The 21,033-nt window shown below is 47.8% G+C and carries 22 protein-coding genes; all 22 read left to right on the forward strand.

The genetic code is table 11. The features are described from left to right. Nucleotides 1–15 precede the first annotated feature (15 nt). Nucleotides 16–564: an NADPH-dependent FMN reductase gene (ssuE, locus tag ABIC22_RS14990; RefSeq protein WP_354485979.1), complete on the forward strand. Its 549-nt coding sequence runs from the start codon at nt 16–18 to the stop codon at nt 562–564. A gap of 69 nt (nt 565–633) precedes the next feature. After that, on the forward strand, nt 634–1,506 hold the full coding sequence (locus ABIC22_RS14995) for a LysR family transcriptional regulator (RefSeq protein WP_095292004.1): 873 nt from the start codon (nt 634–636) through the stop codon (nt 1,504–1,506). A 57-nt stretch (nt 1,507–1,563) separates the two neighbouring features. Next, nucleotides 1,564–2,625 (forward strand): LLM class flavin-dependent oxidoreductase, encoded by a 1,062-nt coding sequence (locus tag ABIC22_RS15000; protein ID WP_354481791.1) that lies wholly within the window; start codon nt 1,564–1,566, stop codon nt 2,623–2,625. Nucleotides 2,626–2,685: 60 nt separating this feature from the next. Beyond that, nucleotides 2,686–3,909 (forward strand): amidohydrolase, encoded by a 1,224-nt coding sequence (locus ABIC22_RS15005; RefSeq protein WP_354481794.1) that lies wholly within the window; start codon nt 2,686–2,688, stop codon nt 3,907–3,909. 278 nt (nt 3,910–4,187) lie between these two features. Continuing rightward, nucleotides 4,188–5,087 carry a histidine racemase CntK family protein gene (locus tag ABIC22_RS15010; protein WP_246058486.1) on the forward strand — a complete coding sequence of 300 codons (900 nt, stop codon included), beginning with the start codon at nt 4,188–4,190 and terminating at the stop codon, nt 5,085–5,087. Then, a complete protein-coding gene (locus ABIC22_RS15015) occupies nt 5,050–5,856 on the forward strand; it encodes a nicotianamine synthase family protein (protein WP_127538975.1) in 807 nt (268 codons plus the stop codon). The genes ABIC22_RS15010 and ABIC22_RS15015 overlap by 38 nt, the downstream gene beginning before the upstream one ends. Then, complete coding sequence (locus ABIC22_RS15020) at nt 5,853–7,181, forward strand: opine metallophore biosynthesis dehydrogenase (protein ID WP_483312548.1); 1,329 nt, start codon at nt 5,853–5,855, stop codon at nt 7,179–7,181. The genes ABIC22_RS15015 and ABIC22_RS15020 overlap by 4 nt, the downstream gene beginning before the upstream one ends. Before the next feature lie 17 nt (nt 7,182–7,198). Further along, nucleotides 7,199–8,797 carry a staphylopine-dependent metal ABC transporter substrate-binding lipoprotein gene (gene cntA / locus ABIC22_RS15025; protein ID WP_354485983.1) on the forward strand — a complete coding sequence of 533 codons (1,599 nt, stop codon included), beginning with the start codon at nt 7,199–7,201 and terminating at the stop codon, nt 8,795–8,797. Nucleotides 8,798–8,832: 35 nt separating this feature from the next. Next, nucleotides 8,833–9,768: a nickel/cobalt ABC transporter permease gene (gene opp1B, locus ABIC22_RS15030; RefSeq protein ID WP_354481798.1), complete on the forward strand. Its 936-nt coding sequence runs from the start codon at nt 8,833–8,835 to the stop codon at nt 9,766–9,768. Further along, nucleotides 9,765–10,661 carry a staphylopine uptake ABC transporter permease subunit CntC gene (cntC, locus tag ABIC22_RS15035; protein ID WP_354481801.1) on the forward strand — a complete coding sequence of 299 codons (897 nt, stop codon included), beginning with the start codon at nt 9,765–9,767 and terminating at the stop codon, nt 10,659–10,661. The genes opp1B and cntC overlap by 4 nt, the downstream gene beginning before the upstream one ends. Next, nucleotides 10,642–11,466 (forward strand): staphylopine uptake ABC transporter ATP-binding protein CntD, encoded by an 825-nt coding sequence (cntD, locus tag ABIC22_RS15040; protein ID WP_354481803.1) that lies wholly within the window; start codon nt 10,642–10,644, stop codon nt 11,464–11,466. The genes cntC and cntD overlap by 20 nt, the downstream gene beginning before the upstream one ends. Beyond that, nucleotides 11,453–12,205, forward strand: coding sequence for an ABC transporter ATP-binding protein (locus ABIC22_RS15045; RefSeq protein ID WP_354481806.1), 753 nt, complete (start codon nt 11,453–11,455; stop codon nt 12,203–12,205). Before cntD ends, ABIC22_RS15045 begins: the two co-directional genes overlap by 14 nt. 13 nt (nt 12,206–12,218) lie before the next feature. Next, entirely contained in the window at nt 12,219–13,415 is a 1,197-nt protein-coding gene (gene cntE / locus ABIC22_RS15050; RefSeq protein WP_354481809.1) for a staphylopine family metallophore export MFS transporter CntE, read from the forward strand. 179 nt (nt 13,416–13,594) lie between these two features. Beyond that, the gene (gene cntE / locus ABIC22_RS15055) at nt 13,595–14,821 is read left to right on the forward strand and encodes a staphylopine family metallophore export MFS transporter CntE (RefSeq protein WP_354481812.1); all 1,227 of its coding nucleotides are present in this window, start codon (nt 13,595–13,597) and stop codon (nt 14,819–14,821) included. 283 nt (nt 14,822–15,104) lie between these two features. Beyond that, entirely contained in the window at nt 15,105–16,301 is a 1,197-nt protein-coding gene (locus ABIC22_RS15060; RefSeq protein WP_354481815.1) for a GTP-binding protein, read from the forward strand. Nucleotides 16,302–16,373: 72 nt separating this feature from the next. Continuing rightward, nucleotides 16,374–16,643 carry a 30S ribosomal protein S14 gene (gene rpsN, locus ABIC22_RS15065; RefSeq protein ID WP_063566651.1) on the forward strand — a complete coding sequence of 90 codons (270 nt, stop codon included), beginning with the start codon at nt 16,374–16,376 and terminating at the stop codon, nt 16,641–16,643. 43 nt (nt 16,644–16,686) lie between these two features. Next, the gene (locus ABIC22_RS15070; RefSeq protein ID WP_354481817.1) at nt 16,687–17,019 is read left to right on the forward strand and encodes a DUF3024 domain-containing protein; all 333 of its coding nucleotides are present in this window, start codon (nt 16,687–16,689) and stop codon (nt 17,017–17,019) included. A 340-nt stretch (nt 17,020–17,359) separates the two neighbouring features. Then, nucleotides 17,360–18,163, forward strand: coding sequence for an undecaprenyl-diphosphate phosphatase (locus ABIC22_RS15075; RefSeq protein ID WP_354481820.1), 804 nt, complete (start codon nt 17,360–17,362; stop codon nt 18,161–18,163). Nucleotides 18,164–18,371: 208 nt separating this feature from the next. Further along, the gene (locus ABIC22_RS15080; RefSeq protein WP_354481823.1) at nt 18,372–18,788 is read left to right on the forward strand and encodes a stalk domain-containing protein; all 417 of its coding nucleotides are present in this window, start codon (nt 18,372–18,374) and stop codon (nt 18,786–18,788) included. A 16-nt stretch (nt 18,789–18,804) separates the two neighbouring features. Further along, nucleotides 18,805–19,260: a hypothetical protein gene (locus ABIC22_RS15085; protein WP_354481826.1), complete on the forward strand. Its 456-nt coding sequence runs from the start codon at nt 18,805–18,807 to the stop codon at nt 19,258–19,260. Between the two features lie 254 nt (nt 19,261–19,514). Next, nucleotides 19,515–19,808, forward strand: a complete 294-nt coding sequence (locus tag ABIC22_RS15090; protein WP_354481829.1) for a hypothetical protein — start codon at nt 19,515–19,517, stop codon at nt 19,806–19,808. A 182-nt stretch (nt 19,809–19,990) separates the two neighbouring features. After that, nucleotides 19,991–20,905: a phosphotransferase gene (locus tag ABIC22_RS15095; protein WP_354481831.1), complete on the forward strand. Its 915-nt coding sequence runs from the start codon at nt 19,991–19,993 to the stop codon at nt 20,903–20,905. Nucleotides 20,906–21,033: the final 128 nt, after the last annotated feature.

The raw sequence follows: 21,033 nt of genomic DNA on the forward strand, positions 1-21,033 counted from the left end.
AGGAGGAGATTCATGATGTCTCATGTCGTTATTATTGCCGGAGCACCTTCCAAACGTTCACGTTTGACCGGCCTAACCGATTATAGCAGCAATAAATTAACCGAAGCAGGTATTACTGTTGAGGTGATACATGTAGCGGATCTGCCGGCTGAAGACCTTGTGCAGGCCCGGTTCGACAGTTCGCATGTGCGAGACGCGTTAGCCGTAGTTGAAGCAGCAGATGCGGTCATTGTGGCTACACCTGTGTATAAAGCATCTTACTCCGGTGTACTGAAGCTGTTCCTAGATCTGATCCCACAGGAGGGGCTTCGCGGTAAAGTGTCACTTCCGCTTGTTATTGGCGGCTCCATTGCGCATCTGCTGGCTATCGATTATGCATTGAAGCCTGTACTGGCCGCACTTGGGGGAAGACATATTTTAGGTGGGGTTTACGCGGTTGATCAAGGCGTAGAGCGTCTGGATGACGGAAAATATGCACTTTCGGCCGACATTACAACCCGTTTGGACCGTTCGCTGGATGAATTGATATTGACACTGGAAAAGGATGGTATTACGATTACTTAAAACCAAGTAAGTTGATTGGTTAAATTGATATAAGGTCAAACGTCTGTGGACCTGGATGCGGAGGCGCTTATGAATATTGAGAACATTGAAGCATTTGTATATATCAATCATTACGGAAGCTTCAATAAGGCTGCCGAAGTACTCTTTTTGTCCCAACCATCTGTAACGGCTCGTATTCAATCCCTGGAACGTGAGCTTGGCTGCAAGCTGTTTGATCGGCTTGGTAAACAAATCGTGCTCACGGATGAAGGCAGAAAATTCCTGCCGTACGCGCAGCAGGTGCTTCAAGTTATCCAAAAGGGCAGGCAGAAGATTCAGCAGCGCCGGACCACACCAGACGCGCTGCGTCTCGGCAGTACCGTATCGGTATCCAACTATGTCATTCCAGACTTCCTGCCCAAAATCAAGGAAGCCTATCCTGAGGTCAACATCAAGCTCACAACGGCTACAACCGATCAATTGATCGCAAAGCTGCTGAATCAGGAGATTGATCTGGCATTTGTACGCAAGGTCATGCACCCAGCCATACGTACCATTGCTTTTTATGAGGACCCGATCCAGCTGTATGTTTACAAGGGACATCCATTTATTGAACGCGGACACGTCAGCATGGAGGCGATTCGCAATGAGCGGCTGGTGTTCTTCGAATGCGGTTCCCTGGACTGGCTACGTATTCACCGTGCGTTCGACTCCCTGGACCATCCGCCGGATATTACATATCATGTGGACCATTCGGAAACGGCGAAGAAACTGGTTCTTCAGGGAGCGGGTATTGCCTTCCTGCCGGGACTGACGGTGCAGAAGGAAGTGCAGGACCAGGAGCTGTTTCCCATTCAGGTTCATGAAGTTGCTGGTGTATCGCTGCAAATTAGTGTCGTGACGTTAAAAGAAGAACATTCACCGTTTGCAGAGCCCTTTGGGGAGCTGCTGCGGCAGTTATAGAAGCAAGAACGGGCTTGGCAGCCGAATACGGCAGCACAATTGGAGGAGGAGAAACGTATGGGGATTCGCCTTGGCATATTGGATCAGACCCCAATCTATGAAGGGGAGACACCGGTGGATGCATTCCGGCATACCATTGAGCTGGTACAGCGTGCAGAGCAGCTTGGATTTCACCGGTTCTGGGTATCGGAGCATCACGATTCAGGACATGTGGCAGGTTCTTCGCCAGAAGTGCTGATTTCGCATTTGCTGGCACATACAGAGCGAATTCGTTTGGGTTCCGGCGGGGTGATGCTCCAGCATTACAGTCCTTACAAGGTTGCCGAGAATTTTAATGTGCTCGCAGCGCTTGGACCGGGAAGGATCGATCTGGGCATAGGACGTGCGCCAGGAGGACTGCCCCGTTCTACGCAGGCTCTGCAGCAGGGCATTCAGGAGGCAGCTTCACTGAAGGAGAAAATACGTCAAGTGAAGCAGTATATTCATAATGAACCGCATGCAGATGAATCCCATCCACTTGCCGGTTTAAGTGCTGCACCTGTGTCCGAAATACCTGCCGAGCTGTATGTGCTTGGAGCAAGTGTCGATAGCGCTGGCATGGCGGCGGAACTAGGACTCCCTTATGTGTTCTCCTTGTTTATTAATAGCAATATTGAAGTGGCACAAGAAGCCCTTCGTGTCTACCGCGAGCAATTCAACCGTTCAGAAGGCCGGGAGCCTTACGCCGTTCTTGCGATCTCCTTAATTGTGGCAGAGAGTAAGGAAGAGGCTGAAGAGCTGGCAAGTGAGCATATGCTGGTCAAGATCCACCTGGAGAATGGCAAAGTACTGACGGTTGGTTCGGTGGAGCAGGCAGAAGAATTCGGACGGCAATCAAACGAGAAATATCGCATTGAGGTTCTGGAGCCGAGTGTAACCCGCGGCACGAAGGAAACGGTGGGTCAGGCTCTGCAAAAGTTTCAGGATGAGTTTGCCGTGGATGAGTTGATTGTCACAACAGCCACACGTGATTTCGCGAAACGCATTCGCTCTTTTGAATTGCTGCGCGAGGCATTGGATGAACAGGGACTGGGTGAATTCTGGATTGAATCCGAACCTGCGCAAGCGGCTATTAGTTAGATCAGAATTCAGAACCCGCTTTTTTTGCAGCACATAGATGACGATGAAGGAGGCAGCGTTATGAAGAGTGAGCTGGAACAGCCCAAGCAGCAGGCAGGGCAAGAAGAAAGAGGCACGCAGCGCATCCCTGCTGAAACCGATGAAGCATTTGCGGAGCGGCTAATCGCGATTCGGCGGCATCTGCATCGCTATCCGGAATTGTCGGGCGAGGAAAGGGAAACAACGGCCGCCATCCGCGGCTGGCTGGAGGAGGAAGGGGTACGTATCGCAGATGAATATTCACTGCGTACGGGTCTTATTGCCGAAATCGGACAAGGGGACGGCCCTGTCGTTGCCCTCAGAGCAGACATTGATGCTCTGCCGATTCAGGAAGAGACGAAGCTTGAGTTTGCTTCCCAGGCCGCTGGCAAAATGCATGCTTGCGGGCATGATGCACATACGGCCATATTGGTTGGTGCAGCACGATTGTTGAAACAGCGGGAGTCGGGGCTGCCAGGCAAAGTAAGGCTCCTGTTCCAGCCTTCTGAGGAAAAAGCAACGGGCGCACGGCAGGTTATTCAGAGCGGAGCGCTGTCTGACGTCCGTGCCGTGTTTGGTCTGCATAACAAGCCTGATCTTCAGGTCGGCACAGTCGGTATCCGGGAAGGAGCACTTCTAGCAGCGGCGGATGGTTTTGTAGTAAACGTCGAAGGGGTGGGCACACATGCAGCGGTACCTGAAGCGGGAATCGATCCGATTGTTGTCGCCTCGCATATTGTAACGGCTTTGCAAGCGATCGTGAGCCGCAATGTGGGTGCACAGGAGAGCGCCGTGATTAGCGTGACCAAGATTCATAGCGGAACAGCCTGGAATGTCATTCCGGATCAGGCCATATTGGATGGCACGGTGCGTACCTTTGACGAGAAAGTCCGTGCACGTATTCGTGAACGATTCAACCAGGTCGTGTCTGGTGTGGCGGCTGCATACGGTACACGGGCGACGGTTCGCTGGATTCAGGGACCACCTGCTGTGGTTAACGATGCTTCGCTGGCTTCCGCGGCGGAACAGGTGGCGGTTCAAGTGGGATTAAACAGCGTTACACCGTTGCCCTCTCCGGCTGGTGAAGATTTCTCCTTTTATCAGAAGGAGGTTCCGGGCTTGTTCCTTTTCCTGGGTACATCCGGACCGCATGAGTGGCACCACCCTGCATTCGATCTGGATGAACGGGCGCTACCTCTGGGAGCGCATCTGCTCGCTGCTTTGGCAGAGCAAGCACTGCAAAACGTGCAGCTCCAGGGTGAGTGATGAGATAAACGCAAGAACCAAACTGTGTGCTTTGAAAGGACGGTTACCCTCATGGGGGGACCGTTTTTTTGTCTAATAGGCAGAAAAATGAATGCAAAACAAAGAGATGGATTCAAAACAAAGAAGCTTCTTGAAATGGAAAAATATTGTTGACGGCCTCAATTTTGTATGCTATATTTTTCTCGATTATTAATCGTAAAAATTACTATTAAGGCAACGGAGTAGCGCACAGGTGAAACTCATCCGAATCTGAATGAACAGGAATAGAGGTAGCTGGGATGAAACAGGAGATCGAATTTATCAAGTTTAATCCAACACAGAATATGACGGTTTTGGTGAAAACAAGTCATCCAGCAGAGGAGTACCAACATATCGCTTCAAGCATCATGTCCTACGATCATGTATATGCGGAGCAGGTCGGATTTATTGTGCCAACCCTTCAGCGCGGAGCTGCAGCACGGTTGCATATGGCCGGAGGGGAGTTTTGTGGTAATGCCTGTATGGCTCTAGCTGCCTACCTTGCATCTGAACAGGAGATGGGTTCTCAAGATTATACTGAATTGCTGCTTGAGGTCTCTGGTACAGAGCAGTTGATCACCTGCCAAGTGAGGAAGCAGCTGAATGAATACTTTTGTCAGGTGACCATGCCGATTCCCAGACAGATTGAACGGCAGACCATACCGTACGAAGGCATCGATCTGGATATGATTATTGTCCGGTATGAGGAGTTCATTCATATCGTGGTGGAGGTGGACGGGTTCGATGATGGGATCCGAAAAAGAGCACAAAACCTCGCGCGTCTGCTTGGACTAACCCTGGGAGACAAACTGATTGGCATTTTGTTGTTCAATCCACGTTCCGAAGAGTTGGCTCCACTGATTTATGTTCCCGGACTGGATAGCCTGATATGGGAGAGAGGATGCGGTTCAGGTACAGCTTCGCTTGGCGCTTACCTTGCATGGAAGACAGGAAGGGAGATTACCGCCCGAATTAAACAGCCCGGAGGTTCGATCAACGTCGTGGCCCGGTTTGCTGAACATGGGCTGGGGAGTATTCACATTGAAGGTTCTGTCGGCATTGTGGCACAGGGGAAAGCTTTTATTGATGTACAACAGATGGACATGAATAAGGGGGAAACACATGAATACGGTCGTGGATTTTACCAGACAGTTGAATGATTTTCTGAATACCTTTGAACAACTTGCCCGGAAATACGATCATTCCATTCATCATGCGGAACAGATGGAGCTGGCCATCAATGCCTATTCCCAGTGGATCACCGATAAGCGCCATGAGTCGTTCTGGGCAGAGAAGGAGCATGAGGAGGGCACCGGGTTCACACAGCTTGTACTGAATCTAAGGCATCAATCTTCCCGCTGCGTAGCGATCATGGAGAAATATCGGGCATTGAAGCTGCAGCACGGAGAAGTGGAGATTGCGGATTATTTCAAAAATATTGAGGAATGCATTGAGAAGGAATTCGGCAGTTTCCATGTGACTTCAGACTCCAAGGTGCTTCTGATCGGATCGGGAGCATTTCCAATGACTCCCCTGCTTATCGCCAGAAGGACGGGGGCACAGGTGATAGGCATTGATATTGATGAAGAGGCGATCGGGTTAGGCCAGACGGTTGTGAATACATTGGGGGCCGGTCTCCGCATCCATTTGCAGAAGGCATCTGTTCAGGAACTCGATGTTACGAAAGAAGCCACGCATATCATTTTCAGTTCCACAGTCGCCATGAAGTATGACATCCTAGATCAGCTTCATTCGCTCACCAATGAACACGTTGTTGTTGCGATGAGATATGGCAATGGATTGAAGTCCTTGTTCAATTATCCCCAGCAGGAGACGGATCCGCTGAAATGGCGAATGGTGGATAACATTTTGCGTCCACACGATGTGTTTGATATTGCACTGTACCAGAAAGCATCGCAGGTCGGATGAAGGAGGCGGATAGGGTGGATTTTGAACGAGTCTTAATCATGGGAACCGGACCTGCATCCGTTCAATTAGCTGTACTGTTCAAGAAACAACGAGGGTCCACCATTGGCATAGCCGGAAGGCAATCGGTCAGATCGGATGAGTTCTTCAGCTCATTAAAACAAAATGACCAGCAGATTCGCGTAAGTGTTCAGAACGAGAAGCACCGGATCGTGGAAGGCGAGTGTAGAGTGGATCGGATTTTTACTGGGTACAGCCGGATTGAAGGCAGCTGGGATACGCTGATTCTTGCTGTCACGACAGATGCTTATGTTCAGGTATTAAGTCAGATGAATCCGGACGTCCTGAAGCAAGTCCGATGCATCGTGCTGGTATCTCCCACATTTGGATCGAACCGCCTGGTTCATCAGTATGTAAGTGAGCTAGGCTACACGTCTGAAGTGATGAGTTTTTCCACCTATTGCGGGGATACGCGATGGGCGGATCGTCAGCCCTCCAATCATGTCGTGACAACCGGAGTGAAGAAAAAACTGTATATCGGTTCCACACGAACCCCTTCAGAAGCAGTGAACGAATTATGCAAAATGGTTGAACAGCTCGGAGTGGTGATGGAAGTGATGGCCTCCCCGTTTGAGGCGGAGACGCGAAACATCTCGCTGTATGTGCATCCGGCGTTATTCATGAATGACTTTTCTTTAAACGCGATCTTTGGAAACGCTGACGTCCAGACGTATGTCTACAAGCTCTACCCGGAAGGGCCTATCAACCAATATCTCATTCGGGATATGCTCGCAGGATGGAAAGAAATCATGAGGATTACAGACCGGCTGCACATACGGCCGCTCAACCTGCTTCAATTCATGACGGACGATAACTACCCGGTTCATTTGCAGAGTTTATCGCGCTCTGATATCGAAGAATTTGTCGGTTTGCAGGACATACATCAGGAGTATTTGCTGTACATACGGTATACCTCTTTACTGATTGACCCTTTCTCGCAGCCGAACGAACAAGGGAAATATTTTGACTTTTCGGCCGTGCCATTCCGGAAGATGTTCATCAATCACGAAGGACAGCTTGAGATCCCAAGGATGCCCCAGGAAGATTATTACCGCATCAAAATCATTCAGGGCATTGCAAGGCATCTCCGGGTGGACTGCCCTACCATAGACAAATTCATCGCAACCTATGAGAACAAACTGGTGCAAGTGGCACAGGAACATAGAGAGCTGCCGTTATCCAGCGCATTTCAGATCCGGACGTTTGCTGATGATCTGAACATGATCTGTGAAGGACTTGAAATCGATCATCAGGAGGAAACATTGTGAAAAAGGGAAGATCCAGTATGGGCTTAAGTATTATATTTGCGCTGATGTTGGTCGTATTGGCCGGTTGCGGCGAGAAGGGAACTGCACAGACGGGGGCAGCCGAGGGAGAGAAGAAGACGGATCTGATCTATGCTTCCGCCAAGGATATTAATGATATGAATCCCCATTTGTACACAGGCTCCATGCCTGCTCAAGGTATGGTATATGAGTCATTGGTAGAGAACACGGCAGATGGCATTCAGCCCTTGCTTGCGGAATCATGGGATATTTCCAAGGACGGTAAGGTCTATACCTTTCATTTGCGAAAAGATGTGAAATTCCAGGACGGAGAACCGTTCAACGCCGAGGCGGTCAAAGCTAACTTTGATGCAGTCCAGGCTAATAGTGAGAAACATGCGTGGATTAAGCTGTCCACCAAAATTGTGAGTACAAATGTCATTGATGAACACACCGTTGAATTGGTGCTGTCCAGTACCTATTATCCGACATTGGTGGAATTGTCCATGACCCGGCCCTATGTGTTCATTTCCCCAAAAGACATGATCCATGGCGGGACCAAGGATGGTGTGAATGGTTACCATGGAACAGGGCCATACATGCTTACGGAGCATAAGGTAGACGAGAATGCAACGTTTGAGGCGAACGAAAGTTATTGGGGAGGCAAACCTGAAATTCAAAAAATCGTAGCCAAAGTTCTCCCGGCAGGAGAGACAACGTTTCTGGCCTTGCAAAAAGGCGAAATTGACTTCGTGTTCACCGATGACCGGGGTGCCGACAGTATTGATGTTCATGCCATGAATCAACTGGCGGAATCAGGGGAGTATCAGGTCATACGAAGTGAACCGATGAACACAAGCATCATTGCGGCCAACAGCAGCAAAAAGGATAACCCGGTCAGTGAAACAGCCGTTCGAGAAGCCGTTTGGCATGCCATTGATCGGGATACCATCAGCAACGACATCTTTGAGGGAACACAGACACCTGCCCAAACCCTATTCTCTTCCAATGTGAACTACGCCGACGTGGAATTGAAGACACGTCCTTATGATGTAAGCACTGCAGAGAAGCTGCTGGACGAAGCAGGCTGGACTTTAGGCAGTGGTGCTGCTGTACGAACTAAAGAGGGGCAAGAGCTGAAGATGGATTTATATTATGACAGCAACTCCTCTACGCAGAAAACACAGGCTGAATACATTCAGAATGAATTGAAAAACATCGGTATCCAGCTATCGATCATCGGCGAAGAATCCTCATCCATCGCTAACCGAAGATCAACGGGCGAGTATGATCTGCTGTTCAATCAAACATGGGGACTGGCTTATGATCCACAGAGCACCATTTCTGCCTTTGCCTCAAGCTCAGCCTATCTGCATACAACAAGCGGAATGCCTGATGCCGAGGAACTGTACGCCCAGATTGAAGACGTGATGGTATCGACCGATGAGAATACAAGGAAATCGCTGTACGCTGACATCATGAAGAGGGTTCACGAGGAAGCTGTGTTCATCCCTCTTACCAACGGAAGCATGACGATCGTTGCACCCAAAAATTTGGATGGCATTGCGTTTAAGCAGACCCAATTTGAGCTGCCATTTGAGCGCATGAAATTTCAATAGGGTCCATTGGATTTTATGTGAAAAAGGAGATGGATATGGGGAGTTTTATCGTCAAACGGATTCTGCTTGCAATACCCCTGCTGCTGATTATTTCGTTTCTAACCTTTGTTCTGATCAATCTGTCCCCGCTGGATCCTGCCGTTGTTGTGCTGCAGGCGCAGGAAGTTCCGCAGATTACGGATGAGTTGATTGCCCAAACCAAGGCAGAGCTCGGCATGGATCGGCCGTTTATGATTCAATATGGAAACTGGCTGCTGGCCTGTCTTCAGCTGGACTTTGGCGAGTCCTATGTGACCGGAAATTCCGTCTGGTCCATGATTGGCCCGGCATTTGTGAACACGCTCAAATTAACGCTGATTTCCTCTGTCTTCATTATCTTTTTCTCAATCCTGTTAGGTGTAATCTGTGCGATGAAGGAAGGGAAAATGATGGATAAGTCCGTACGAGGTTTCTCCTTCCTGCTCACGGCGATACCTTCCTACTGGCTTGCAGCTATGCTGATCTGGTACTTCTCCGTCAAGCTTGATCTGCTGCCCACCAGCGGAATGGATTCGGCGCAGAGCTATATTCTTCCGGTCATCGTCATTACGGTAAGTTATGTAGGGATCTACTTCAGGAGCGTTAGAAGCTCCATGCTTAACAATTTAAATGAAGACTATGTTCTATACGCCCGAGCCAGCGGAATCCCCGAGAGAAAGGTAACAATGCATATCTTGCGGAATTCGCTGCAGGTGTCCGTTTCCATCTTTTGTATGGCCATCCCTATTGTACTTGGAAGCACGGTTGTGATTGAAAATGTGTTCGCCTGGCCAGGTCTGGGCCGTTTAAGCATCAGATCCATCCTGAGCCGGGATTTTCCGATTATCCAGGCGTACGTGCTTATTCTGGCTGTCACGTTTGTACTATTTAATACACTTTCCGATATCGTGAACGCGGCACTGAATCCCAAACTCAGAAAGGAATTCGAATGAGAAACCTTCGCAATTTAAGCCAGGATAAGCTCGCCATGGCGTCTCTTGCTTTTATCGTGGTGCTGATCGTTGCTGGCGTTCTTGCTCCCTTGTTTGCACCGCATGATCCCGAAGAAGTGAACATGAAGCTCAGGTACGCATCAGCATCGTGGTCGTATCTCCTTGGCAATGATCATCTGGGCAGATGTGTGTTGTCGCGGCTGATCTATGGCATTCGGCCAAGTGTACTGTGGGTATTGGTTGCTCTGCTGGCTTCTGTTCTTCTGGGGGCCCTCGTGGGGTTCATCTCAGGTTACTTCAAAGGAAAAACCGACGCCATCCTCATGAGGATCTGTGATATTATGCTTTCTTTTCCGGGATACGTGATGACGCTTGCGGTAGTTGGCATTTTGGGCGCTGGTCTTGAAAATATTTTGATCGCCTTTGTGGTCATGAAATGGGCATGGTTTGCCCGGGTTATTCGTACATCGGTCATGCAATATTCCGAGATGGATTATGTGAGATTCGCCAGGGGTTCGGGAATCAGCCACCTGCGCATCATTCACAAGCACATTTTGCCCGTTACCTTTTCCGACATTGCTGTCATTTCGAGCAGCTCCATTTGCTCCATGATCCTGCAAATTTCCGGGCTGTCATTTCTCGGATTGGGCGTTCAGGCACCGCAAGCCGAGTGGGGCATGATGCTGAATGAGGCCAGAGAAGTCATGTTCTCCAGGCCGGAGCTGATGCTTGCGCCTGGTCTGGCGATTGTTTTGGTCGTATCGGCATTCAATTTTCTGTCCGATGCGCTGCAGGTGGCGCTTGACCCCAAATTGATGACGTCCAAACCGGGCGGCAAGCTTCGCGGAAGGAAGAGAGGTGAACAGGTCTCTTATGAATATATTGGAAGTTGAGCAGCTGCGAATATGGGATGCCCTTACGGAAGAAGTCATCGTGCCCAATAGTTCATTCCAGTTGAAGCAAGGTCAGTGCCTCGCCATTGTTGGGGAAAGTGGGAGCGGCAAGTCGATGACATGCAGGTCCATCATGCGCCTGAATAAACCAGCCATCCGGCAGTCCGGCCGGATTCTGTTCCAAGGGGTAGATTTGAACCAGCTCACGGAGCAGGAAATGCGCAAAAAAAGGGGCCGAAATCTGTGCATGATCCTCCAGAACGGAATGGGTGCATTTGACCCTTCCTGTGTGATCGGTGTTCATCTGAGAGAGACCCTTCAGGCGCATTACGGATGGAATGCCAAGGAAGTGGAGCAGAACATGAAATTGGCCATGGAGCGCGTCATGCTGAGAAATCCGGTGCACATCATGAATCAATATCCTCACCAGTTGTCAGGAGGCATGCTGCAGCGCATCATGATTGCGCTGGCACTCGTGCTGGAACCGGATGTGATCATAGCGGATGAACCTACAACGGCTCTGGATACGATTTCCCAATACGAAGTGATCGAGCAGCTGATCCGATTGCGGGAACGGATGGGATGCTCCATGATCTTTATTTCGCATGATCTGGGAGTCGTACGGAAGATCGCGGATGAGGTTCTGATCATGAAGGATGGACATATTGTGGAGTCGGGCAGCATTCACTCCGTCTTTTCGAAACCGCAGCACCCGTATACACAGTTTTTGGTATCCACCCGCCGGGAGCTAAGCCATCATTTCAGGCAGTTGATGCAGGAGGAACAGCATATTGCTAAACGTTGACCATGTTCATAAATCGTATCCACTAGGCGGCTTGTTTTCCGGAGGCCGGAAATCCGTTCTGCATGATGTCAGTTTTGAATGCTCGCGCGGAGAATGCCTGGGTATCATCGGGGAGAGCGGGAGCGGAAAATCCACCTTGGGCAGACTGATTTTGGGGATGGAACGCCCGGAGCAAGGAAAGATTTTGCTCGAAGGCAGATCTGTGCTGGACAGAAAGGCGAGAAGGGGCCGGATCAGTGCTGTTTTTCAGGATTACAAGTCGTCGATCAATCCGTTTTTTACGGTCGAGGAAGCCATTATGGAACCATTACGCCTACAAAAAAAGAACCCGGAAGACCATGCCCATTCGCTCAAAATCGATGTGCTGCTTAGCCAGGTGGGGCTGGACAACTTATACCGATCCAGGTACCCACATGAATTGTCAGGAGGAGAAGTTCAGCGGGTTTGTATCGCCAGGGCCATCTCAACAGAGCCTCAGTGCATTGTGCTGGACGAAGCAATCAGTTCATTGGACGTATCGGTTCAGACTCAGGTGCTCCATGTGCTGAAAGAGCTGAAGGAGATCTATCAGTTGACATATATTTTCATCACCCATGATATACAGGCAGCTGCTTATATTTGTGACAGAGTGGTCATTTTCAGGGAGGGTCGCATCGAAGAAATGGTGCCTATCGAGCAGCTGAGAACCGTGAAATCCGAGTATGCGAGAAAGCTGCTGGATCATTTAATTACTTTCTAAAGGAGAACACACCGTGAGTGGAGCATTGTCATGGCCTTTTCTGCGTTTATATCTATTGACGCTCTTATACTTTAGCGCTAACGCCATCCTCAATGTCATCATCCCTTTAAGAGGTGAATCATTAGGAGCAAGCAGCACTGTCATTGGTCTCGTCATGGGAGCGTACATGTTCACAACGATGTTTTTCAGGCCATGGGCAGGTCAGATTATCCAAAAGCATGGCCCGATCAGGATTCTTCGAATCATTCTGATTCTGAATGGGCTGGCGCTGATCCTGTATACCTTTACCGGATTGGGGGGCTATTTTGTAGCCCGTGCCCTGCAAGGTGTGTCTACCGCCTTTTTCTCCATGGCGCTTCAGATCGGCATCATCGATGCATTGCCCGAGAAGGATCGTTCACAGGGGATCTCATACTATTCCCTCTTTTCCTATATTCCGGGCATTGCCGGGCCGGTGCTTGCTCTGGGACTGTGGAATGCGGGCGGAATGGATTATTTCACCATCTTCATGATTGTGATCGCCATGATAACGGGACTGTTTGGTTACAGTATCAGGATGGAGAAGACGAAGGAACCAGGGATTGACACAATACAGGACAAGACTGGACAAAAGTTCGGTATGCTGGCTTCCTTCGGGGAGCTAATCCGAAATCCGTTTTTGTTCAAATGCAGTGTCATTATGCTCATCTCGTCGATTGTGTTCGGTGCCATAACTGCGTTTATTCCGCTTTACGCTCCACAATTGAATCACGGAAATGCCGGAGTGTTTCTGATGATTCAGGCTGCGGTGGTCGTGGTTGCCCGTATTGCGCTTAGAAAAAAAATCCCGTCGGACGGAACATGGCACTCTTCCTTTATGATGGGAACGATGCTGCTGCTGACACTCGCTGCTGCGTGCGTAGGACTGTCCATTCAGGCAGGTGCAATCCTATTTTATCTGGGCGCGGGACTCATGGGCATTGCACAGGCCATCGTGTATCCAACGCTGACGACCTATCTGTCTTTTGTCCTGCCACAGACGAACCGCAACGTGCTCATTGGTTTATTCATTGCAACAGCGGATTTGGGCGTTTCGCTTGGGGGTGTCGTTATGGGACCAGTTGCTGATCTGTTTTCTTTTTCCTGGATGTATTTGATATGTGCAGTACTTGGAGCACTGATGATTGTTTTTGCGTATGACCGTAGGGGACTATTGTCAGCGATGAGATAGCAGGAAGGCTGATGCGGAATGCGTCGGCTTTTTTCTGTTGTTTGATTGTTAGCATGGAAAGTACGCATACCAAGCATTGACAAGACAAGCAGTATACGATAAATTGTCCTTTTCATCATAATGATTACGATTATTTGACTTGTCTGTTCTGGCAATAGTGAGAAAGTGGGGACAAACTTTTGGATGCTTCTGCAAACAATCATGGCAAATTAAACCCGGTCTCTTTTTCCTTTATCCGGTTTTATATGCTGGCTTTTTTATTTTTTGCCGCAAATTCGGCCTTAACGATTATTCTTCCACTGAGAAGTGAGGCAGCAGGATTGAGTCAGGCCGAGATTGGCCTCATGATGGGAGCTTACATGTTCACGTGTATGCTGCTGAGGCCGCTGGCTGCACAGCTTCTGGGGAAACATGGTCCTCTCCGGGTCATGCAATGGCTGCTTCTTTTGCATGCCGCAACACTGGTGCTCTTCATGATCGGTGATGTGGAAGCATACCTCTGGCTGCGGGCATTGCAAGGTGTGGCGACTGCGTTTTTCTCCATGACCATGCAGGCAGGCATTGTGGAAAAGCTCGAAGATAAGGACCGAGCACAGGGGCTATCCATGTATACACTCTTTACGATGGTTCCTTCTCTTATCGTTCCGATTCTGGCGATACAAATCTGGGAGAGTGCTCGCGAGATATGGTTTACAGTCCTCATGATTGGTTTGGCGGCACTGCCACTGCTAATCGGATATCGTGTAGATCTGCCCAGACGTACGGTGCAAAATCAGTCATATACGCTAAGGGACATGATCCGCTCCTTTCGTGGCATTTGGCGCAGTACACCGCTGTTGATCAGCAGTGCAGTCATGCTGTTTGCTTCCTGCGTATTTGGAGCAACGGCGACGTTTCTTCCGCTGTATATGGTATCGACGGGACTTGCGAGTGCTGGGATGTTTTTAACGATCCAGGGACTGGTTGTTATTCTATGCCGATTTATGCTGCGCAAAAAAATACCTTCCGACGGGAGCTGGAATACCTGGCTAATCGCAGGATTACTGCTGTGTGCAGCTCTGGGAACCCAGATGCTCGCGCTGCTGGAGCTCATTGGTCCTTTGGTGTACTTGTCCGCGGTGTTTAGTGGTTTTGCCCTGGCACTCATGTATCCCACATTAACGACGTATCTGTCCTTCGTACTCCCTGCTGATTCCAGGTATGTGCTAATGGGCATGTTCATGTCCTCCTACGATCTGGGTTTCTCCTTGGGCGGACTCGCCATGGGTCTGATTGTTCAGAACAGCTCCTATTCCACGATGTTTACGATCTGTACGTTACTTTCCGTGGCGGCCCTGATGCTGGTCGTTATATTTAGAAAACGGATGGAATCAGGGAATAGAGAAAGGTTCTCTACTGCAAACTGAGGAAGCTCACTATACAGGCAATACGTTGTGGTGTGCTGGTTTTAACGAGTCGTGCTGCCTGACCATAGACTGCTATTTGGATGCAAAAGTTAAAAGGCTTACGGACTGGATTTTTCGGGACGCATCATGATGATGTGAACTGCCGGAACCAGATCGTAGGTCTTTTTTTTACAGAAATGATTTGACAAGAGAAGCCAACAGGATTATAGTCATTGTTGTTAATCGTAATAATTACTAATAAGGCCAATAACAGATTGGCTGTCACTATAAGGAGCAGATATAAATGACACAAAAGCAAGTTCCGGTAACGGTCCTCAGCGGTTACCTTGGTTCAGGTAAAACGACGGTCCTTAATCATGTACTGCACAATCGGCAGGGGCTTAAGGTAGCCGTCATTGTGAATGACATGAGTGAGGTGAACATTGACGCAGCGCTGGTCAAGGGAGAAGCCACGTTGTCAAGAACGGAAGAGAAGCTGGTTGAGCTGTCCAATGGCTGCATCTGCTGCACGCTGCGGGATGATCTGATGCAGGAGATCGAGAAACTGGTGAACGAAGGCCGGTTCGATTATATCCTGATTGAATCCACGGGCATCAGTGAGCCTGTTCCGGTAGCACAGACCTTTACATACGCCGATGAAGAATCGGGTATTGATCTGACCCGTCTGGCGAAGCTGGACTGCCTGGTAACAGTGGTGGATGCCAACCGGTTCTGGCATGATTTTGCCTCAGGACAGAGTCTTCTGGATCGGAGTCAGGCAGCAGGAGAGGAAGATACCCGTGACGTGGTGGATTTGCTGATTGACCAGATTGAGACGTGTGATGTCCTGCTGCTGAACAAATGTGATCTGGTCGATGAAGTGGAGCTGAATAAGCTTGAAAGCATCATCCGTAAACTTCAGCCCCATGCCAAGATTATTCGGACCGTGAAGGGGCAGGTGAATCCTGCTGAGATTTTAAATACCGGTCTCTTTGATTTTGAAAAAGCGAGCATGTCGGCTGGATGGATTCAGGAGCTTGAAAAAGAATCACACACCCCCGAGACGGAAGAGTACGGAATTGGCTCCTTCGTGTACCGTCGCAGAAAGCCATTCCATCCCGCACGTCTGGCTGAGTTCATGAGCTACTGGCCGGAAGAGGTCGTTCGTGCCAAAGGCCTGGTTTGGCTGGCGGCTGAAGGAGATGTAGCAGCAAGCCTGAGCCAGGCGGGGCCATCCATTCAGTTTGGACCTGCCGGACATTGGGTCGCGGCCTTGCCGGAAGCGGACAAGGAATTGATTTTTCGCACCGAGCCGGATGTCCTGGACAAATGGGATGCTCAGTGGGGGGACCGCCAGACCGAGCTGGTGATGATCGGGATCGAGATGGAGCGTCACATGATTGAGGATGAGCTGGACCAGTGCCTGCTCAGTGATGAGGAGATGCAAGCCGACTGGGGAGGGTTTGATAATCCGCTGCCGTGGCCCATTGAACCCGTCTGATCGAAAGAAGGTTCTGTAATTGGAATTGTAAGGTGTAACATGTTCAAAAAAATCGTAGAGGAGCTGTAAATGATGGCCAAAAAATCAAAAGTCGTACGTGAAAAACAGCGTCAGGCAACGGTAGCCAAGTACGCAGAGCTGCGCCGGGAGCTGAAGGAAAAAGGAGATTATGAAGCGTTGCAGAAGCTGCCGCGTAACGCCTCTCCAACGAGACTGAAAAATCGCTGCGAACTGACAGGACGTCCAAGAGGATATTTGCGCAAATTCAAGGTTTCACGAATTGTCTTCCGCGAACTGGCCCATCAGGGACAGATTCCGGGTGTGACCAAGTCCAGCTGGTAACGCAGAGGACATTCATTTTGGCAATGAAAGGCTGTGAACTGATATGCTGGACTCGCTTACCATTCGAAGAATTCAGTCACTCATGAATGGGTACATCCACGAGAAGGTGCCTGCACCACTCCGCACGATGGTGAAGCTGACCTATGTGATGAATGACGACGAGCTCATTCTTACGGAGGAAAGGCCAGCGGGTGAAAGGTATCAATGGGATATGCTGCCGATAGCCCGGTTTCATTGGGAAGGTAAACAATGGAAGGTATACGCCCAGGATGAATATAGCAGCTGGAATGCTGTAGACGTTATTGAGCCTTGTCCCGACTTTGAGGATTTGCTCGAACAAGTTGAACGGGATGAGATGGGCATATTCTGGCGCTGAGTCCAACCAATGCAGAGCTGAAATAATCTGTCTCTGGTTCTACGAAGTGACTCTGGATTGATGATGGAGAAGCAGGCTCTATTATAGATGTAGTAATAGAAAAGGCGCCGTGCAGATGCAGCGGCGTCTTTTGCTTGGGTATTGCATGAATAAAGTGATATGTGACTTGGCAGGATAGTTGAACAAGATTCATCAATATGATCTGTATATCCATTAAATGATGTGACGATAATGTCACACTGAAATGAATATTGTTATGCTAATCGATGGGAATATATAGTCATTCACCCTTATACTTGAACTTGCTAAGCGAGTTTATTTCGTAAAGGGGATATCTTCTATGACTGATCCAATAAAAGCAATCATACTTGGGATAATAGAAGGGTTAACTGAATTCTTACCAGTTTCGTCTACTGGACATCTTATTTTAGCAGGCAATCTACTTGATTTTGAGGGAGACGCGGCAATAACCTTTAAAATTGTTATACAGTTGGGTGCGGTGATGGCAGTTCTAATTCTTTATTGGAAAAGGTATATGGAGATTGGGTCAAACTTAATTAAATTGGACTTTTCAGCAAGTAAAGGATTAAACGTAATACATATGATTTTGGCTATGATACCAGCATTAATCGTATATCTTCTACTAAAGGACACTATAAAAAGTCAATTATTCGGCCCTACACCTGTCTTATTTGGTTTAATTGCTGGTGGTTTGTTAATGATCATCGCAGCACGGAGTAAGAGAACTACCAAGGTTGACACAATGGATAGGATTAGTTACAAACAAGCTATTGGGATTGGCTTATTCCAATGTCTGGCCTTGTGGCCGGGTTTTTCGAGATCAGGTTCGACGATTTCAGGTGGCCTTTTGCTCGGTACTAGCCAAAAAGCTGCCGCAGATTTTACATTCATTATTTCTGTACCTGTTATGTTTGGTGCTACCTTGTTGGACTTATACGATAGCATCGATCTACTTCGTTTAGACGATTTGTATCTGATGTTAATTGGATTTATGACATCCTTCCTTGTGGCTATGATTGCGGTAGTAACGTTTATTAGATTGATCAAGCGACTTCGATTGGAGTGGTTTGCTCTATATCGTTTTGTATTAGCAGTTCTTTTCTATTTAATCGTCATACTGTAACTTTAAACTTCAATCTAACGGGAAACGTTAGTCCAAAAAGGAAAGGAGCAGTTGCCGGTTGGTAGCTGCTTCATTTTTCGTTAAGCTAACGGGCAGGTTATTTTAGTAAGAGTAAAGAAATCCTCAAGAATCTACTCTATTTGTAGGTAACCTTACGATTTTTTTTGAGTCTAATTATATAAGGAATGTAAAATTTAGGAGGATTCTAATGATGAAATTAGTATTATTTTCTTTTGCTGTTCTATGTTCTACGCTTTTGAACCTTCCAACCAATGAGGTAGCTGCAGAAGCACAAAGTCCAAAAGGAACACAAGTTGTAGTGAATAATAACTACTTAGATTCAAATGACATTCTCAACAAGAACAACCAGGTATTTTTCAGCCTGACTTCACTCAAAAGTTTAGGTGGCTTAACGTTTGCCTGGAATAATACTACTAAGCAAGTGACAGTGAAGGGGAGTGACACAAACTTGAAGTTGACAATGAATAAAAAAGTAGCTCATAAAAATAGAACTTTAGTTTCATTAAGTACTGGTCCATTTATTCATAACGGTAAGTTCAGTAACTTGGAATCAAAAGACCCAAACTGCATTTGTTTCGAAACCCAGCACGAAACTGCTTACTGATGTTAAGAGCAGTGAATTGAGCACGGCTAGAAATGCTGCGATTAATCTTCCTAGAGTTTCAAAGCTCACGGAGTACTTTGAACCATCTATGGAAGCAGCCAGTCTTCAATATTATTTTCCGAAAAATACAAAAGACCGATTCATTGAGGTCAATAATAATGTAATCCGCTATTATCAAATTACGAAGAACACAGCTTACCTTAAGTGGCAAGCTTTCATTAGCGAAAAGGCAGCTACGCAGGATAATCTTTATTTCATAAACCGCTCCTTTACAAAAGAGAACGGTTCCTTACCAAATTTCAAAGATACGACATTCGCCAACTTTCGTTGGATGCCTCATATTACTTCTACTGGATATGGTTTAATCAATAAGGAGAATTGGAATGATGTTGTTTTTAAAGAAACTGAAGTGCCTCACACTGATCTGAAGGAAAACTATATTATTGTTGACACTCCAGAAGATAATAATTAGTAAGTCGGTTAAAGAAGGTGTGAAGTTCAATTCAGGGAAAAACTGGCTAACTATGGGGCATTAGAGAATGAATATAGTTTATTTATAACACTACTCAACACCGGAAGGCCCGGAGCAAAACCTTTTTATTCAAAAAAGAGTTCAGTCAAGAAAAATCTGATCATTCAAATTTCAAAGAAGGTGTTTCCATTGACTTATCAGAGTATGTGAAAGACTTCTTCACGCAGGACATAGCCGACAAAGTTCAACTGAATATGAATGCTATTGTTCAGCATGATGAAACAAAGTTCAAAGAAAATATGCTTAATGAGGATTCCATTAAATTTAATATGCCTTGGTTTAATGACAACTATAAAGAAGGTATGAAATATGAATTTAACGAGCTAAATGAAATAACTTATGATGAAGACGCCAAACGTATTCAAGTGATTGTTACCTTCTATAGAAATATAAAAGATGAACAAATTGAGCAAGGAGTTATGACCTATTCGTTATTGGAGGATAAGAAAAGCGGAACATGGCTCTTTGCTACTATGGACGGTAATTAAAGAATCAAGGCGGCTCCTCTTGTAGGAAGCTGTATCTTTGTTACTTGATAGCTTTTTTTAAAACCTAATTCCATGAAGGCCAAATTGATCGGCTGTTATTGTTCAACTAACGGGCAGTTATGCGTAACTTCCAGGGATTATAAACATCTAACTAATGTAAGGAACGAGGAGGCAGACAATTCATGGGAGGAACGAATGTATGGGATGCGGAGTGGGAGGTTAACGAAGAGCAGGCGCGGACGCTGATCGGCAGACAATTCCCTCAGCTGTCATCGAAGCAAGTGAAGCGATTGGACTGGGGCTGGGACAATACAGTTTTTCTCATCGGTGACGAGTACGTGTTCCGGTTTCCAAGAAGAAGGATTGCAGTTGGCTCGATTTGTATGGAAGGTAAGCTGCTGCCGATGCTGGAGGCATATATGACTATCCCCTGTCCGAAACCGTTGTTTTATGGCGAAGCAAGTGATGAATACCCGGCACCCTTTCTTGGCTATGCCTACGTTCCAGGAGATTTCCCAATCGGTTTGACGGAAGAACGCCGGGCTTTATCGGCAGAGACGTTGGCGAAATTTTTGCGGAGATTGCATGAGTTTCCGGTACAGGCGGCGCTGAAGTGCGGAGTTCAGCAAGATCATCGAAACTTGACGGACATAGCATCGCGCAAAGTGAAATTAGAGGGCTTTCTATCGAAGGTGGTTGAACACTTGTCGCCGGAGGAGTCCGGTGTGATCGAAGCGTATATTAGCAGGCTGCAAAAGGACCGTGTCGAGGCGATGAATACACTGCTACATGGCGATCTTCATTTCAAAAATATGCTTGTGAATGAGAACGGGATCGTTTCCGGCATCATTGATTGGGGCGATCTGAGCGTAGGCCATCCGGCTTGCGATTTGAGCGTTGCTTATAGCTTTTTACCACCTTACGCTCGCGGCGTGTTTTTCGAAACGTACGGAGGAGCGGACGAGGAAACGAAGCTGCTGGCGCGGCTGATCGCGGTATATATCCCCATACTGATCTTAATGCAAGCGGTCGATGACGGGAATGAAGCGATTGCGGCAGAGGCGAAAGCCAACATCATGCGGGCACTGTCGGATTAGGCTCATTATTTCGTTCCGGCTATGGGGCTATGGCTATCGGCCCCATTTTGTCGTTTAAAGGCCGCGATAAGGTACGATCCGCCTTCTCTGATGCCGCTTTATGCTGAGGAACACGAAATTCAACAGAG

Origin of the sequence: Paenibacillus sp. PvP094 (assembly GCF_040546835.1) — a bacterium.
Lineage (GTDB): Bacteria > Bacillota > Bacilli > Paenibacillales > Paenibacillaceae > Paenibacillus > Paenibacillus illinoisensis.